The following is a 14,363-nucleotide window of genomic DNA, read 5'->3' on the forward strand; positions in this document are numbered from 1 at the left end:
AAACCAAAATGGAATACAATATAAAAATAGCACAGGAACTTTCTGTTGGCAGCAAACAGGTAGCGGCAACAATTGCTCTGCTTGATGAAGGCGCAACGGTTCCCTTTATATCACGTTACCGTAAAGAACTTACCGGCAGTTTGGATGAGGTGCAAGTAGCTGCCATCCGCGACCGCTTGCAACAACTGCGCGATCTGGATAAACGCCGCGAAGCAATCCTGAAATCACTGGCCGACCTTGGCAAACTTACGCCCGAGTTGGAGCAACAGATCAACACTGCCGAAACGATGGTGCTGTTAGAGGATATATACCTGCCATACCGTCCAAAACGCAAAACCCGCGCAACCGCAGCCCGCGAAAAAGGCCTGCAGCCATTGGCAGATGCCATTCTCGCACAAAAAACATTTGATGTAGAAGATGAAGCTGCCAAATATATCGACGAAGCAAAAGGCGTGAAAGACGCTGCTGAGGCTTTGGCCGGCGCCCGCGATATCATTGCCGAATACATTAGCGAGCATGCAGAAACGCGTGCCATGATGCGCCAATTGTTTACAGAGAAAGGTGTATTTGAGTCGAAAGTTATACCGGGCAAAGAGGAAGCAGGCATCAAGTACAAAGACTATTTCGAGTGGACGGAGCCCGTTAAATCTGCACCATCACACCGCGTATTAGCCATGCGCCGCGGCGAAAAAGAAGAGATCCTATGGCTGGATATCAAACCTACGGAAGAGGATGCCATCGACCTGTTAAAGCGCGAGTTTATAACCGCCAATAATGCCGCAGCAACCCAAATGAAACTGGCTATCGCCGATGGGTACAAGCGTTTGCTGAAACCATCCATGGAGACCGAGATCCGTTTGCTGACCAAGAAAAATGCAGACGAAGAAGCTATCCGGGTTTTTGCAGAGAATGCCCGCCAGTTATTGCTTGGTGCACCACTCGGTCAAAAGCGTATGATGGCCATTGACCCGGGTTTTCGTACAGGTTGTAAAGTAGTTTGTTTAGATGAGCAGGGGAAACTGTTAGAATATACGGCCATCTTCCCGCATACGGGTGCCGGCCAGGCCCGCGAGGCGGAGAAAACCGTTGAGCACCTGTTTAAAAAATACGATATAGAAGCCATTGCCATTGGTAATGGTACTGCCGGCCGCGAGACTGAGGTTTTTGTTCGCAAGCTTAACCTGCAGGGTGTAACCATTGTGATGGTGAACGAAAGCGGTGCTTCTATCTACTCGGCATCTGACGTGGCCCGCGAGGAATTTCCTGATCAGGATGTTACCGTTCGTGGTGCGGTATCTATCGGTCGCAGGCTGATGGATCCGCTGGCCGAGCTGGTAAAGATAGATCCGAAATCTATCGGTGTGGGCCAGTACCAGCACGATGTAGATCAAAACAAATTGCAAACCTCACTGGATGATACCGTTATCAGCTGTGTGAACGCTGTGGGTGTTGAGCTGAATACGGCATCAAAACAGATCCTTGCATACATCTCGGGCCTTGGGCCTCAACTGGCGCAAAATATTGTGGATTACCGCAACCAGAATGGTGCTTTTAAACAACGTAACCAGTTAAAGAAAGTGGCTCGTTTGGGCGATAAAGCATTTGAGCAAGCAGCAGGTTTCCTGCGTATTCGCGGAGCGGAGAACCCGCTTGATGAAAGCGCCGTTCACCCCGAGCGTTATGCCCTGGTAGAACAAATGGCCGCCGACCTCAAATGCAGCGTACGCGACCTGATGCGCGACCAAAAGCTACGCGCTTCTATCCCTCTACAAAAATACATTTCGGATACCGTGGGCTTACCAACACTTAACGATATCATCGCCGAGCTGGCCAAACCCGGCCGCGACCCGCGCGAGCAGTTCGAGGCGTTTAGTTTTACGGATGGTGTAAATGATATTAATGATCTAAAAGTGGGCATGAAATTGCCGGGCATCGTAACCAACATCACTAATTTTGGTGCCTTTGTTGATATCGGCGTTCACCAGGATGGTTTGGTGCATTTGAGCCAGATAACAAATCGTTTTATAAAAGATCCAAATGAGGTTTTAAAAGTTCACCAACAGGTTGAAGTAACTGTTACCGAAGTTGATGTGAACCGCAAGCGCATTTCCCTCAGCATGAAGGAAAGCGAAAAGCGCGAACCGAATACCAATAGCCAGAATAATCGCCCTAAAGAGCACCGCCCAGCTAACAAGCCATTCAACCAGCGCCCTCAGCAAAGGCAGGAGCCGGAGACGGATATGGCTATTAAGTTAGCTGCGTTGAAGGGGAAGTTTAAATAATGGACGATTAATCAAATCATTACTGAGATGTAAGTTCATTGGGCTTCGCCTTCATCCAAATACCTGTTATCTATTTGCTTATTTGCCTTTGCACCTAATTTTTTGATTTTCTCGGCCGTGACGGTAAGGTTCCCGGTACCATCAGTTAGTTTGTTAAAAGCATTGGCGTATGCGGTTTGCGTTTGGCCAATGTTTTTGCCAATGCTTTCCATGTCGCTCACAAAGCCAACAAACTTATCGTACATGGTGCCGCTAAGGCGGGCTATCTCCATAACGTTACGGTTTTGGCGTTCCTGTTTCCACATGCTGGCAATAGTGCGCAAGGTTGCAAGAAGCGTGCTCGGGCTAACAATAACTACCCGTTTTTCCCAGGCATCGCTAAACAACTCGGCATCCAGCTGTACGGCAAAACTGAACGATGATTCTATTGGCACAAACAACAGGACAAAATCAGGCGAGTTTACCTGGTGCAGATCGTGGTAGTTCTTTGATGAAAGGTTGTGCACATGCCCGCGGATGGATTCGACATGGCCTTTTGAGTATAACTTACGCTCTTCTTCGGTTTCGGCATTCACCAGGCGCTCATAAGCTATCAATGACACCTTTGAATCTATTATCAGGTGCTTATTGTCCGGAAGATCAATGATCACGTCGGGCTGGAAGCGGCCTCCGTCGGTACTGTTCAAACTGGCTTGTATACGATACTCGCGGTCGCGCAGCAAACCGCTTCTTTCCAAAACTTTTTCCAGTATCACCTCGCCCCAGTTGCCTTGCTTTTTGTTGTCGCCCTTTAGCGCCCTCGTTAAATTTGATGCCTCTGCGCTAATGGTCTGGTTCAGTTCCATCAACTGCGTAATAACACCTTTTAAGGTATTACGCTCGGCAGCTTCCATGTTGTAAACCTTATCTACCTTCTCCTCAAATTGTTTGATATTGTCCTTAAGCGGATTAAGTAAAGCATGAATACTGTTTTTGTTTAAATCTGTAAATTCGCGCGATTTTTCTTTCAGCAATTTCTCGGCTATGTTCTCAAACTCGCGTTGAAAATGGAGACGGGTATTTTCAATCTCCTGCTTTTGTTCGGAAAGTTTCTCCTGTTGAGCCTTAAAGTAAGAACGGGACGACTCTAAAGACTGGTTAACCTGTGCCAGCTGAGAGCGCTCGTATGAAAGTTCATCCAAAAGTCTGGTTTGGGCATCCTTAAAATGCGCCACTATGTTTTCCTTTTCGGCCGATACGTTGCTCGCTTTTTCTTCCGCCCGGGCAAGGGCAATTTTCAGTTGCTCAATTTCTGCGCGTGACCGGTCGGCATCTGCCAAAGGTATACCGGCGGTTGCCCCTTTCTTAAAAACAAAGGTTAATATCGCTCCAGCCAGCAACCCGCAAACGGCATAAATCACCTCATTCATTCTGATAATATTTTTAGCAAAACGAATGTAGGTAATTTATAATTGCTAAAAAAGCAGGCTAATGGGTTTTCACCGTGTCTTTAGGCATATTGGTTGTGCCTGCGCCATTACCTGTAGAATCTTTACCACCGGTTTCAACAGGCGTTGCAGGTAATTTTCCGGTGTCGGTAGGAGATTGGTTGCCAACATGTTCTTGTCCGCTATCTGCAGCACTTGTGTCTGATGCTGATTTTGAACCGTTCCCTTTGCATGCAGCAAGGCTTACCATACCTGCAATACAGAAATATAAAATACGCTTTTTCATCATCCTATTTTTTGGTTGTGTCTACTGTAGGGTTAGTAACACCTTTACCCGTGGTACTGGTATCGGTACCAGATGTGCCTGCCGGTGTAGGAGAACTGGTGCCTGATTGGCCGGCGCTATCAGGTGTCGCCCCTGAACTGCCAACGTTGGTAGCGCCAGAATCAGCCTTTGCGCCGCCGGTTTGCCCGGTCGAGTTTCCTTTGCAAGCCGCCAGTGAAGTAACTGCCAACACCGCTAAATATATAAACAGCTTTCTCATGCTCTAACTTATTAGTAATTATAGTACAAACAGTTACGGGGCATGTTTTAATTAAAATGAAAGTTATGGATCGCTGAAGCAAACGCGTCTTTTATCGCTAAGCGGCAGAGGCATAAGATGAAATAAAAAAGTCCCGACTGTTTGCCGGGACTTTCATTATTACTTTGCTCAGATTATTACGCTTTCACTCGCTCTACGTAAGAACCGGTAGCGGTATCAACCTTTACTTTATCACCAATATTGATGAACAACGGAACGCGGATCTCAGCACCAGTTTCAACTGTTGCCATTTTCAAAGCGCCGCTTGAGGTGTCGCCTTTTACAGCGGGTTCAGTGTAGGTGATCTCTAGCTCAGCCGAATTTGGTATCTGGCCCATAATAGGTTCATCACTTTCAAAGGCAACAATCACGTTCATTCCTTCTTTCAGGAACTTAACGGCAGGCCCAAAAAGCGCTTTGGGTACATTATGCTGATCGTACGAGGTGTTGTCCATTATCACTAATGAATCGCCATCTTCATACAGGTATTGATAATCATTGGTTTCAACACGGGCAATATCTACCTCTTCGTCGGTACGGAAACGGTACTCAACCAATTTACCGGTTTTTACGTTACGCATACGTGCTTGGTAAAAAGCGCGAAGGTTACCCGGTGTGCGGTGTATAAATTCTTCTACCTGTACCAGCTCGCCATTAAAGCGCAGAATATTACCATTTTTTACATCAGATGCTTTAGCCATATAACTTATTATAATTGAGGGGCAAAATTAGGTAAATCTTTTAAATTAAGACAGATGGATTTCAAAGATTACTCATTTGCAGCTTCACCTCAAAAAGTTGTAACCTAATTTAAGTGCCGCCGTATAATGCAATAATCCCCCTCTAACAATAACATAGTACTTATCACAAATTAACATGCCTGTTGAGGTTGCTACATATAATGCTGAACTGTTTTTTGAACTTTCTGCCGATCTGCTTTGCATTGCCGGATACGACGGATATTTCAAAAAGGTGAATCCTGCTGTTGTAAGCACACTTGGTTTTAGTGAACAGGAGCTACTCTCAAAGCCTGTTAATGAATTTGTACACCCGCAAGACCAGCACTTGACACAACAACATCGTGTTAACCTGCATAACCGAATCCCCCTTCTAAATTTTGAAAACCGTTATCTCACCAAAAGTGGAGATACGGTTTGGTTGTCATGGACGTCAATACCCGATGATGACACGCAAACGGTTTATGCCATTGCAAAAAATATTACGCATAAAAAGAAAATTGAAGAAGAACGCAACGGCCTTATCAAAGATCTGACCACCTTAAACCAGGATCTAAGGCAGCTAACGTATGCAACATCACACAACATGCGATCACCGGTTAATAACCTTATTGCCATATTCAGCATGCTCGACAGGTCAAAGATACGGGACACAGAAACCCTGGAATTTATTGATGTGATGCAATCTGCCGTGGGCAATCTTCGCGAGATGCTTAATGGTTATGTTGATGGGTTGAAAGGGCAATCAACTTTAATTACCAGCAAAACACAAGTTTGTTTAACTGATATTATAGACTCGGTAATGTTATCTATCAGCTCGTTGATCAGTGCATCAGGTACAACTATCGTTTCAGATTTTACCATGTGGGATACGGTTGAGTTTAATGAGTGTTATATGGAGAGCATCTTCCTAAACCTCATGACCAATTCAATTAAATACGCTAAGCCTGGTTTAAAAGCCGAGATAAGGATAAGAACGGACATAGTGAATGGCGTTAAACAGTTGTTATTTGAAGACAACGGTATCGGGTTTGATCTTCCTGCCATTGGAAGTAAGCTGTTTGGGCTTAACCAGCAGTTTCATCAAAACGATGACAGTAAGGGCATAGGCTTGTATTTGGTTCATAGCCACATTACCAGTTTAGGTGGCAGCATTACCCTGGATAGCCAGCCGAGCAAAGGCGCAACATTTACACTGTCTTTCCGGGGGTAGTTATAATCCTTCTATCAACTTTCCTTTCGAATTTATTGTTCGCTTTTCAACAAGGTTGCAAAGCGCTATATCTTACCTTTCCAACTGTAACAGCCAATCTACATAAATGGCAAACAAGAGCTACTTTTGATTAAATTATAGCAGAATTTTAAACTTATTTTTAAGATTATCTGTTTGTTCATTTGGGGAAATGTTTAGTACCTTAACCCCTATATCCACCCAAATGAGAATATTCCATTTAAGTGCCGAGTGTTATCCTGTTGCCAAAGTTGGCGGCCTTGCCGATGTTGTTGGTGCGCTGCCAAAGTACCAGAACCAGGCAGGTTTGCAGGCGGCAGTTGTGATGCCTTTTTACAATCGCAAATTTGTGCACGAAAGCCAGTTTGATATTGTTTTTCAGGGAACATCGTTACTTGGCACACGCCGGATCTATTTTGAGATTTTAAAAGAACAAAGCGATAAACTTGGTTTTGAACTATACCTGATAAAAATACCGGGATTGTTAGACCGGGAGAATGTTTACAGCTACCCCGACGAGCGCGACCAGTTCCTGGCCTTTCAGCTTTGCTTTTTAGATTGGATAAACTGGAGCGGCCAAAAGCCTGATATAGTACATTGCCATGATCATCATTCAGGGTTAATACCGTTTATGATGTACCATTCGGCGTTATACACAAGCCTGGCCCATATCCCTACAGTGTTCACTATCCATAACGGACAGTACCATGGCGCTTTTGGCTGGGATAGATTGGAGCTTTTACCCGAAGTTGACTTTTATAAGACCGGCCTGCTTGAATGGGCTGGCGGTATCAATCCGCTGGCATCAGCCGTTAAATGCTGCTGGAAGTATACCACTGTTTCCCCAAGTTATTTATACGAGCTTACCAAAAGCAGCAATGGGCTGGAGTATTTATTTTATATAGAAGGGCAAAAAGGTGTAGGCATATTAAACGGTATAGATACCGAAGTTTGGAACCCTGCTACTGATCCAATGCTGCCTTCACATTATAATGCAACTACGGTTACTAAGGGTAAAGCCGCTAATAAAGCCGCTTTGTGCCAGCGTTTTGAAATTGACAAAGCGAAACCTTTGGTAGCTTTTATAGGCCGTTTGGTTGATGAAAAAGGCTCAGACCTTTTACCGGCCGCTATTGAAAGAAGTATTGAAGAACACGGCGATACAGTTAACTTTTTAGTTTTAGGTACCGGCGATGCAGAAACCGAGGAGGGTTTGAAGCAATTAAAGGAAACCTATCCGGCACAGTGTGCAATTTTCATTGGTTATGATGAATCACTGGCGCACCTGGTATATGCAGGTTCAGATTTTTTACTGATGCCATCTCGTGTAGAGCCCTGCGGCTTAAACCAAATGTATGCAATGCGTTACGGCACGTTACCAATGGTGCGCAGCACCGGGGGCTTGCGCGATACCGTTATAGATTTTGGCGATGAGGGCGGTTACGGCATACGTTTTGACCAGGTAAGCGTAGATGACATCTGCTCATCAATAAACCGGGCAATAGATTTATATAAAGATAGCCGTAAATTGCAAACACTGCGTAAGCGGATGATGGCATTGGATTTTTCGTGGGGACGTTCGGCAAAAGAATACACAGATCTGTACCAAAGTTTAATTTCTTAAGATATGACATCGAAAGTAATCAGTATTGTACTTGGAGGCGGGCAGGGCAGCCGCTTAGCACCTCTAACCCAAACCCGTTCTAAACCCGCTGTACCCATTGCCGGTAAATATCGTTTGGTGGATATTCCTATCTCTAACTGCCTGCACTCGGGTATTGACAGGATATTCGTGCTAACGCAGTTTAACTCGGCATCGCTAAATAAGCACATCAAAAACACCTATCACTTTAGCACTTTCAGTAAGGCTTTTGTTGATATTTTGGCGGCCGAGCAAACGCCAACAAGCGGGCATTGGTTCCAGGGTACGGCAGATGCGGTTAGGCAAAGCCTTCACCACCTTAACGTACACGATTTTGAGTATGTGCTGATCCTATCAGGCGACCAGTTGTATCAGATGGATTTCCATGAAATGATACAGCAGCATATCGAAAAGGAAGCAGACATCTCTATTGCAACTATCCCGGTACACGCCAATGATGTTCCCGGCTTTGGTATCTTAAAAACGGATGAGAACAGCCTGATCACTTCTTTTGTTGAAAAGCCTAAAACAGATTTTGAAGACCTTGTATCAGAAGTGAGTGATGAGATGAAGGCGCAAGGGCGTTTATACCTTGCATCAATGGGTATCTACATCTTTAATAAAAAGCTTTTATACGAACTGTTAGAAAGCACAGAAGAAACTGACTTTGGTAAAGAGATCATCCCGCAGTCTATAGTAGGGCATAAAGTAGTAAGCTACCAATACGAAGGTTACTGGACAGATATTGGTACCATACCATCTTTCTTTGATGCCAACCTTGGCCTTACTGATGATATTCCGCAGTTTAACCTGTTTAACAGCAACCAGATATTTACCCGTGCACGTATGTTGCCGCCAACTAAAATATCGGGCACCACTATGGAAAAATCTATTATTGCCGATGGTTGTATCATTAACGCAAGCCTGGTTAAACGTTCTATAATAGGTATCCGTACCCGTATAGGCTTTAATTCGCAGATAGAGAATTGTTATGTGATGGGTAGCGACAGCTATCAAAACCTTGATGAGATAGAACTATCCAAACAAAATGGTACGCCGGCAATGGGTATTGGCGACAGGTGCTGTATAAAAAATGCCATCATAGATAAAAATACCTACATAGGCGACAACGTGACCATTAATTGCGGCAGCAAGCTACCAGATGGCGATTACCCAACGTATACTGTTGTAGACGGGATAGTTATTATAAAGAAGCGTGCTGTTATACCAAATGGCACAGTAATTTAACATAAATTTAATTAATAAGACAGAACACTAAATGCTGGTTAATTTGTAGTACAAGTAGAGAAACTTAAAAACTTAAATTAACTAACCATGAAAAAGACAATTGCAACCATCGCCATTGCTGCTATTTCGTTTGGAAGTATTAACGCTTTTGCAGCGCCAATGCAAACCCAGCAAGACACAACCAAGATGAAAAAAGAGCACAAAAAGAAGATGAAGAAAAGCAAAAAAATGTGGACCGATTCCTCTAAAATGAAGAAAGACACCACGAAAATGTAATCTTTAACTTTGTGAACTATCTTATTCAAACAGAAATGGCCCCAAAAAACTTCGGGGCCATTTCTGTTTGGAGATTGTTTTAATTACAACTCTATACTTTCGCCAATTGCAGGCAGCTTAAGATTTAAGCCTGCTTTAAGGAATTTCTCGGCTACTTCATCTTTGTTGATCTTGATAACCGGGAACGAATCATAGTGTATACCTACAATGTTTTTACAGTTAACAAATGCTGCAGCCTTAATTGCATCATCGGCACCCATGGTGTAGTTATCGCCAATTGGCAACAGCGCCCAGTCGATGTTTTCATCTTCCAGTAACTTCATGTCGTAAGTTAGGGCTGTGTCACCTGCAAAATAGACGGTTTTGCTTCCGCCGTAGACCACAAAACCTGCAGGGTTGCCACCATTTGAGCCATCGGGCAGTGCGCTTGAGTGAATGGCGTTTACCATTTTAACGCGACCGAAATCAAAGTTAAAAGCACCGCCAATATTCATGCCGTGTACATTTTCAACACCCTGGTTGCCCAACCAGTTAGCAATTTCTGCAATGCAAATAACTTTTGCACCTGTGCGTTTGGCAATATCAACCAGGTCACCAACATGGTCGCCATGGCCGTGCGATACCAGGATAAAATCTGGTTTTAGTGTATTAACGTCAACATCTTTTGCTAAGGGGTTGCCGGTTATGAACGGATCAAATAACAAGGTCTTACCGTCAACAACTATCTCCAGTGTAGACTGACCATAATATGTAAGTTTCATAGTATTGTTTTAAAAGATGTACTGCAACTTATTTGCCAAAAAGATTACCGAGGCCACCCATCCCGCCTAACATTGCACTGGTCATGGCAGCCATTTCACTCTGGCTAACATTCTCAGCTTGTTCTAAGGCTTTGTTCACAGCAACTACAAGTAGTTCTTCAAGCTCCTCTTTACCGGCTTCTTTCAAAAATTCCTCATCAATAGCAATTGATCTAACAACCTTGTTACCGTTTGCCTGAACGGTTATCTTGCCACCTTCTGCAGTACCGGTAACTGTAATGGCATCTAATCTTTTCTTTACTTCGCCAGCCTTTTGCTGGGCTTCCATTAATTTATCGAACATAATGTTTGCCCCCTATTCCCCTAAAGGGGAAATAAAAGTTAATATTTTGAGTTAATTGTCTTATCCATTTTAATCCTACTCCCCCTTTAGGGGGCTGGGGGGCGAGCTTTAATCCTCCGCCGTATCTCCGGCACCGTTGTAGGCCCCTTTGCGTACAATAGGCATGCCTGTCATTTTAAACAGATCATCCAGGTGCAGCAAGCTGCCGTTTACCATATTACCTAACAAAACAATGGTAACATCGTTTTTAAGATCGCGCAGATAAATATGCCTGAAACCATGCCACCAGCCGGTGTGGTAAACCACCTTTTGCCCCGGCGATTCAAATATCCGCCATCCATAGCCGTAACTAAAGTGGCCACGTATCATAGGGTTATGGGCGGTATAAGCAGAATCTTGCGTAGCAGGTTTTATCAGTTTGCCCGCCTTAAGCGCCTGGTCGAACACAAAAAGGTCACCCACAGTACTGTAAATACCTTTATCGCCCACCGGGCCGTCTAAGAAATTTTGCGCTACAGAATATCTCCAGCTATTACGATCATGGCCGACAACATCAACCGGTATCTTATCATAAACCGCCTTTGAGTAAACAGCTGTGTGTGTCATACCAGCTGGTTTAAAGATGTTCTCTTTCATATAGTCGGCGTAGGTTTGGCCGCTTACCTTTTCAATAATGGCGCCCAGCACCATAAAGTTGCTGTTGTTGTACAGGAAACTGGCGTTTGGTTTATTAAAACGGGCCGGTTTGTATTTGGCTATCATTGCCATAGCTTCCTGGTTGGTTAAGCCTTTCTTTTGGTTTAGGTGTTGTGTGCGATAAATGTTGTCTACAAAATACACGTAGTTCATCATACCGCTGCGGTGTGTGAGTAACAGGCGAATGGTTACACCTTCATAAGGAAAATCAGGGAAAAAGTCGCGCACATCCTGGTCAAGCTTTATTTTTCCGCGTTCCCACAACTGCATAATGGCGGTGCCGGTCATTGTTTTACTAACCGATGCAAGCTCAAACTGAGAGCTAAGTTTTAAGCTATCGCGGGTTAAATGGTTGGCCCAGCCATAAGAACCTTCATAAATTATTTTACCTTTTTTGGCAACAAGCACATTGCCGTTGAAGCCGCTTACCCTGTGAAGGTGCTCCATAAACTCCGCTATCTTTTTATCACCGTCTTTCGGGTTATACTTAAGTATCTCGGTGGGATTAAATGGCTTTCCATTGTCGGCCTCGCCGGGTTTATTATGGCCCGGGTTTGAATGGCACGCAGATAAGGAAATCAAAGAAAAAGCAAAGGAAATGACAGTAGAACACACTTGTCTCATAGGTAAAAAATCAATCACAAAACCAAAGGCGAAAATTAGAAATTATATAGCACGTAAAATATTAAAATGCTATTAATGTTCAGAAATGTTGATAACTCCCAAGGTTTCTGCGTGCTGTCAGGATATCTTCAGCACTATCTTACCAAACTGTTTTGATGCACCCATTTTTTCAAAGGCCGCTTTTGCATCGGCAAGGGGATAAATCTCATCTACTACAGGCACAATGTTGTGCTCGTTAACAAATGCAAGCATCGCTTTAAATTCTTCCTGCGTACCCATAGTTGTACCCAGGATCTGGATCTGTTTCCAGAATAACGGTCGCGCATTTATTTCAGGGATGTTACCTGCCGTACCGCCGAAGAAAACGATCCGGGCGCCCGGATTGCAAACATCGGGTATTTTGGCAAAATCAGGGCCCAAAGCGCTATCAACCACAATGTCAAAGCCGCCTGCAAGATGTTTTAACTCCTGCGCCCAATCTTGTGCCTTATAATTTACGCCTGCCGATGCCCCAAGTTGTTTGGCCCGGTCTAATTTATCACCACTGCCGGATGTTACAAAAACCTGTGCGCCCGCGGCAAGGACCCATTGCAACAGGAAAGTACCCGTACCCGCGCCAACGCCAACTATCAAAACCTTATCGCCCTTTTTTAAATGCGCTTTGGTAAACAATGCACGGTAAGCGGTTAATCCGGCCAAAGGTATGGCTGCCGCCTGCTCCCAATCCAAATGTGCTGGTTTCGGGTAAAGATATTCCGCCTTTACCAAAACGTATTCGGCCATGGTACCATCATCAGGCAGGCCCAGTATTTTAAAATCTTTTCCCTGGAACTCGGCATGTTCTCCCCAATTATGCGATGGATTGATGATCACTTCTTTGCCTATCCAATCGGCCGCACCATCACCGGCTTCGGCAACAATGCCTACGCCGTCGGCACCCAGGATGGTCGGATATTTTATCCCTGCATATTTACCCTGCGTAATCCAAAAGTCGCGGCGGTTTAAGGCTGCTGCTTTTATCTGCACCAATACCTCCCCTGCGCCGGGTGTTGGTTTGGATACTTCTTTAACTACTATCGGGTTTTCTGCTGATTCGAGAACTATGGCTTTCATAACGGATGTTATTAATTTCACCAACATGTCATTGCGAGCGATAGCGCGGCAATCTCATCGCGTATATCTTAATGCGACGAGATTACCACGTCGCTACGCTCATCGCAATGACATAATTGGTATAGTGTGCGTAATATTACTAAATAAAAAAGCGGCAGATTGTTTACCTGCCGCTTCATATTTCTCAAGTCTTCTCCTTTGGAGAAGGTTAATTATGCTATCGCTTTAGTGTATAATTCAGAAACGTGGTTCCAGTTGATCACATTCCAGATTGCTGCTAAATAATCAGGGCGACGATTTTGGTATTTTAAGTAGTAAGCGTGTTCCCAAACGTCGATACCCAGGATAGGTGTACCTTTTACTTCAGCAATATCCATTAAAGGATTATCCTGATTAGGGGTAGAGGTTACTGCTAACTTTTTATCAGCACCAACAATTAACCATGCCCAGCCAGAACCGAAGCGGGTTGCACCAGCTTCAGATACTTTGGTTTTAAAATCAGCAAATGAGCCAAAAGTACTTTTAATAGCATCAGCTAACGGGCCTGTAGGCTCGCCGCCACCGCTTGGCGAAAGCAAAGTCCAGAACAGAGAGTGGTTGTAATGGCCACCACCGTTGTTGCGTACAGCAGCAGGGTATTTTGATATGTTTTTGATGATATCTTCAATTTTGCCATCAGCCTCAGGCTTACCTTCTAAAGCTTTATTTAAGTTGGTAACGTAAGCTTGATGGTGTTTACCATGGTGAATTTCCATAGTAGCTTTATCAATGTGTGGTTCAAGGGCGTCAGTAGCGTAAGGTAACGCCGGAAGGGTAAATGCCATAATATTAAAATTTAATGGTTAAACTATATCGTGATGTAGCAAATATAAGCGCAGATATTACTTTTTGTTCTAATGAAATGTCATTTAATAATATGATAACCTGATGCCATTTCAGCCATCATTAATACTGCCCTACCGATAGCAACACCAATGTACAAGCGTAATCAGTATCAATGCCATTTTCGTTTGCCATGCGGCGAAGTTCAGAATTTTCCGTACCGGGATTAAAGATGATCCGCTTGGGTTTGGTTTTGATTATGTAATCATACAACGGCGGCTGGTTCTGCGGCCCTACATAAAGTGTGATGGTATCTACATCTGTATGGATAGTTTCAGGCTTCTCGATCTTTACGCCCGCTACCTCGCCGGTTTTAATGCCCACGTTAACAATACTATGCCCGTGACTAACCAGCCTGTTGGCGGCCAGGAAAGCATAACGGCTTGGATCGGGCGTGGCGCCTAATATCAATGTTTTTTTATCAGCCATAAGTTTATAACAGGTAAGGTTACCGTTGGTTTTTTTGTGGAGCGGGATATCGGTGCGAGAGCGGGAACTAATTTGTCAAAAAGGGCTC

At 44.2% G+C, this 14,363-nt stretch carries 15 protein-coding genes; 5 read left to right on the top strand and 10 right to left on the bottom strand.

Annotated elements, in window-relative coordinates; translation table 11 throughout:
- Positions 1-8 precede the first annotated feature (8 nt).
- A complete protein-coding gene (locus tag INP83_RS02825) occupies positions 9-2,282 on the top strand; it encodes a Tex family protein (RefSeq protein WP_219126220.1) in 2,274 nt (757 codons plus the stop codon).
- A gap of 35 nt (positions 2,283-2,317) precedes the next feature.
- Here the strand turns inward: INP83_RS02825 and rmuC are convergent, their stop codons facing one another.
- From rmuC to efp, 4 genes are all read right to left on the bottom strand, one after another.
- Positions 2,318-3,691, bottom strand: coding sequence for a DNA recombination protein RmuC (gene rmuC / locus INP83_RS02830; protein ID WP_146273137.1), 1,374 nt, complete (start codon positions 3,689-3,691; stop codon positions 2,318-2,320).
- Between the two features lie 58 nt (positions 3,692-3,749).
- Positions 3,750-3,995, bottom strand: coding sequence for a hypothetical protein (locus INP83_RS02835; RefSeq protein WP_146273138.1), 246 nt, complete (start codon positions 3,993-3,995; stop codon positions 3,750-3,752).
- A 4-nt stretch (positions 3,996-3,999) separates the two neighbouring features.
- Positions 4,000-4,254, bottom strand: a complete 255-nt coding sequence (locus INP83_RS02840) for a hypothetical protein (RefSeq protein ID WP_146273139.1) — start codon at positions 4,252-4,254, stop codon at positions 4,000-4,002.
- Between the two features lie 176 nt (positions 4,255-4,430).
- Positions 4,431-4,994 carry an elongation factor P gene (efp, locus tag INP83_RS02845; protein WP_146273140.1) on the bottom strand — a complete coding sequence of 188 codons (564 nt, stop codon included), beginning with the start codon at positions 4,992-4,994 and terminating at the stop codon, positions 4,431-4,433.
- Between the two features lie 175 nt (positions 4,995-5,169).
- Between efp and INP83_RS02850 the strand changes: the two genes are divergently transcribed.
- The 4 genes from INP83_RS02850 (at position 5,170) to INP83_RS02865 (ending at position 9,427) form a co-directional block, all read left to right on the top strand.
- Positions 5,170-6,243: an ATP-binding protein gene (locus tag INP83_RS02850; RefSeq protein ID WP_146273141.1), complete on the top strand. Its 1,074-nt coding sequence runs from the start codon at positions 5,170-5,172 to the stop codon at positions 6,241-6,243.
- Between the two features lie 223 nt (positions 6,244-6,466).
- Positions 6,467-7,885, top strand: coding sequence for a glycogen synthase (locus INP83_RS02855; protein ID WP_219126221.1), 1,419 nt, complete (start codon positions 6,467-6,469; stop codon positions 7,883-7,885).
- A 3-nt stretch (positions 7,886-7,888) separates the two neighbouring features.
- Positions 7,889-9,151 (top strand): glucose-1-phosphate adenylyltransferase, encoded by a 1,263-nt coding sequence (locus INP83_RS02860; protein ID WP_146273143.1) that lies wholly within the window; start codon positions 7,889-7,891, stop codon positions 9,149-9,151.
- Between the two features lie 87 nt (positions 9,152-9,238).
- The gene (locus tag INP83_RS02865) at positions 9,239-9,427 is read left to right on the top strand and encodes a hypothetical protein (RefSeq protein WP_146273144.1); all 189 of its coding nucleotides are present in this window, start codon (positions 9,239-9,241) and stop codon (positions 9,425-9,427) included.
- Between the two features lie 83 nt (positions 9,428-9,510).
- On the opposite strand, the gene INP83_RS02870 is transcribed toward INP83_RS02865, so the two are convergent.
- From INP83_RS02870 to INP83_RS02895, 6 genes are all read right to left on the bottom strand, one after another.
- Positions 9,511-10,188, bottom strand: coding sequence for a metal-dependent hydrolase (locus INP83_RS02870; RefSeq protein ID WP_146273145.1), 678 nt, complete (start codon positions 10,186-10,188; stop codon positions 9,511-9,513).
- A 28-nt stretch (positions 10,189-10,216) separates the two neighbouring features.
- On the bottom strand, positions 10,217-10,531 hold the full coding sequence (locus INP83_RS02875; protein ID WP_146273146.1) for a YbaB/EbfC family nucleoid-associated protein: 315 nt from the start codon (positions 10,529-10,531) through the stop codon (positions 10,217-10,219).
- A 108-nt stretch (positions 10,532-10,639) separates the two neighbouring features.
- Positions 10,640-11,851 (bottom strand): serine hydrolase, encoded by a 1,212-nt coding sequence (locus INP83_RS02880; RefSeq protein ID WP_146273147.1) that lies wholly within the window; start codon positions 11,849-11,851, stop codon positions 10,640-10,642.
- A gap of 117 nt (positions 11,852-11,968) precedes the next feature.
- On the bottom strand, positions 11,969-12,964 hold the full coding sequence (locus tag INP83_RS02885; RefSeq protein WP_219126222.1) for a zinc-binding dehydrogenase: 996 nt from the start codon (positions 12,962-12,964) through the stop codon (positions 11,969-11,971).
- A gap of 212 nt (positions 12,965-13,176) precedes the next feature.
- A complete protein-coding gene (locus tag INP83_RS02890) occupies positions 13,177-13,788 on the bottom strand; it encodes a superoxide dismutase (RefSeq protein ID WP_219126223.1) in 612 nt (203 codons plus the stop codon).
- Positions 13,789-13,909: 121 nt separating this feature from the next.
- Positions 13,910-14,275, bottom strand: coding sequence for a CoA-binding protein (locus tag INP83_RS02895; protein ID WP_219126224.1), 366 nt, complete (start codon positions 14,273-14,275; stop codon positions 13,910-13,912).
- Between the last annotated feature and the right edge of the window lie 88 nt (positions 14,276-14,363).

This window comes from Mucilaginibacter sp. 21P (assembly GCF_019331605.1).
GTDB lineage: Bacteria > Bacteroidota > Bacteroidia > Sphingobacteriales > Sphingobacteriaceae > Mucilaginibacter > Mucilaginibacter achroorhodeus.

What these genes read in the sequence shown, in the direction of transcription:
- INP83_RS02825 (WP_219126220.1), top strand. Translation starts at nt 9, where the DNA reads ATGGAATACAATATAAAAATAGCACAGGAACTTTCTGTTGGCAGCAAA.
- rmuC (WP_146273137.1), bottom strand. Translation starts at nt 3,691, where the DNA reads ATGAATGAGGTGATTTATGCCGTTTGCGGGTTGCTGGCTGGAGCGATA.
- INP83_RS02835 (WP_146273138.1), bottom strand. Translation starts at nt 3,995, where the DNA reads ATGAAAAAGCGTATTTTATATTTCTGTATTGCAGGTATGGTAAGCCTT.
- INP83_RS02840 (WP_146273139.1), bottom strand. Translation starts at nt 4,254, where the DNA reads ATGAGAAAGCTGTTTATATATTTAGCGGTGTTGGCAGTTACTTCACTG.
- efp (WP_146273140.1), bottom strand. Translation starts at nt 4,994, where the DNA reads ATGGCTAAAGCATCTGATGTAAAAAATGGTAATATTCTGCGCTTTAAT.
- INP83_RS02850 (WP_146273141.1), top strand. Translation starts at nt 5,170, where the DNA reads ATGCCTGTTGAGGTTGCTACATATAATGCTGAACTGTTTTTTGAACTT.
- INP83_RS02855 (WP_219126221.1), top strand. Translation starts at nt 6,467, where the DNA reads ATGAGAATATTCCATTTAAGTGCCGAGTGTTATCCTGTTGCCAAAGTT.
- INP83_RS02860 (WP_146273143.1), top strand. Translation starts at nt 7,889, where the DNA reads ATGACATCGAAAGTAATCAGTATTGTACTTGGAGGCGGGCAGGGCAGC.
- INP83_RS02865 (WP_146273144.1), top strand. Translation starts at nt 9,239, where the DNA reads ATGAAAAAGACAATTGCAACCATCGCCATTGCTGCTATTTCGTTTGGA.
- INP83_RS02870 (WP_146273145.1), bottom strand. Translation starts at nt 10,188, where the DNA reads ATGAAACTTACATATTATGGTCAGTCTACACTGGAGATAGTTGTTGAC.
- INP83_RS02875 (WP_146273146.1), bottom strand. Translation starts at nt 10,531, where the DNA reads ATGTTCGATAAATTAATGGAAGCCCAGCAAAAGGCTGGCGAAGTAAAG.
- INP83_RS02880 (WP_146273147.1), bottom strand. Translation starts at nt 11,851, where the DNA reads ATGAGACAAGTGTGTTCTACTGTCATTTCCTTTGCTTTTTCTTTGATT.
- INP83_RS02885 (WP_219126222.1), bottom strand. Translation starts at nt 12,964, where the DNA reads ATGAAAGCCATAGTTCTCGAATCAGCAGAAAACCCGATAGTAGTTAAA.
- INP83_RS02890 (WP_219126223.1), bottom strand. Translation starts at nt 13,788, where the DNA reads ATGGCATTTACCCTTCCGGCGTTACCTTACGCTACTGACGCCCTTGAA.
- INP83_RS02895 (WP_219126224.1), bottom strand. Translation starts at nt 14,275, where the DNA reads ATGGCTGATAAAAAAACATTGATATTAGGCGCCACGCCCGATCCAAGC.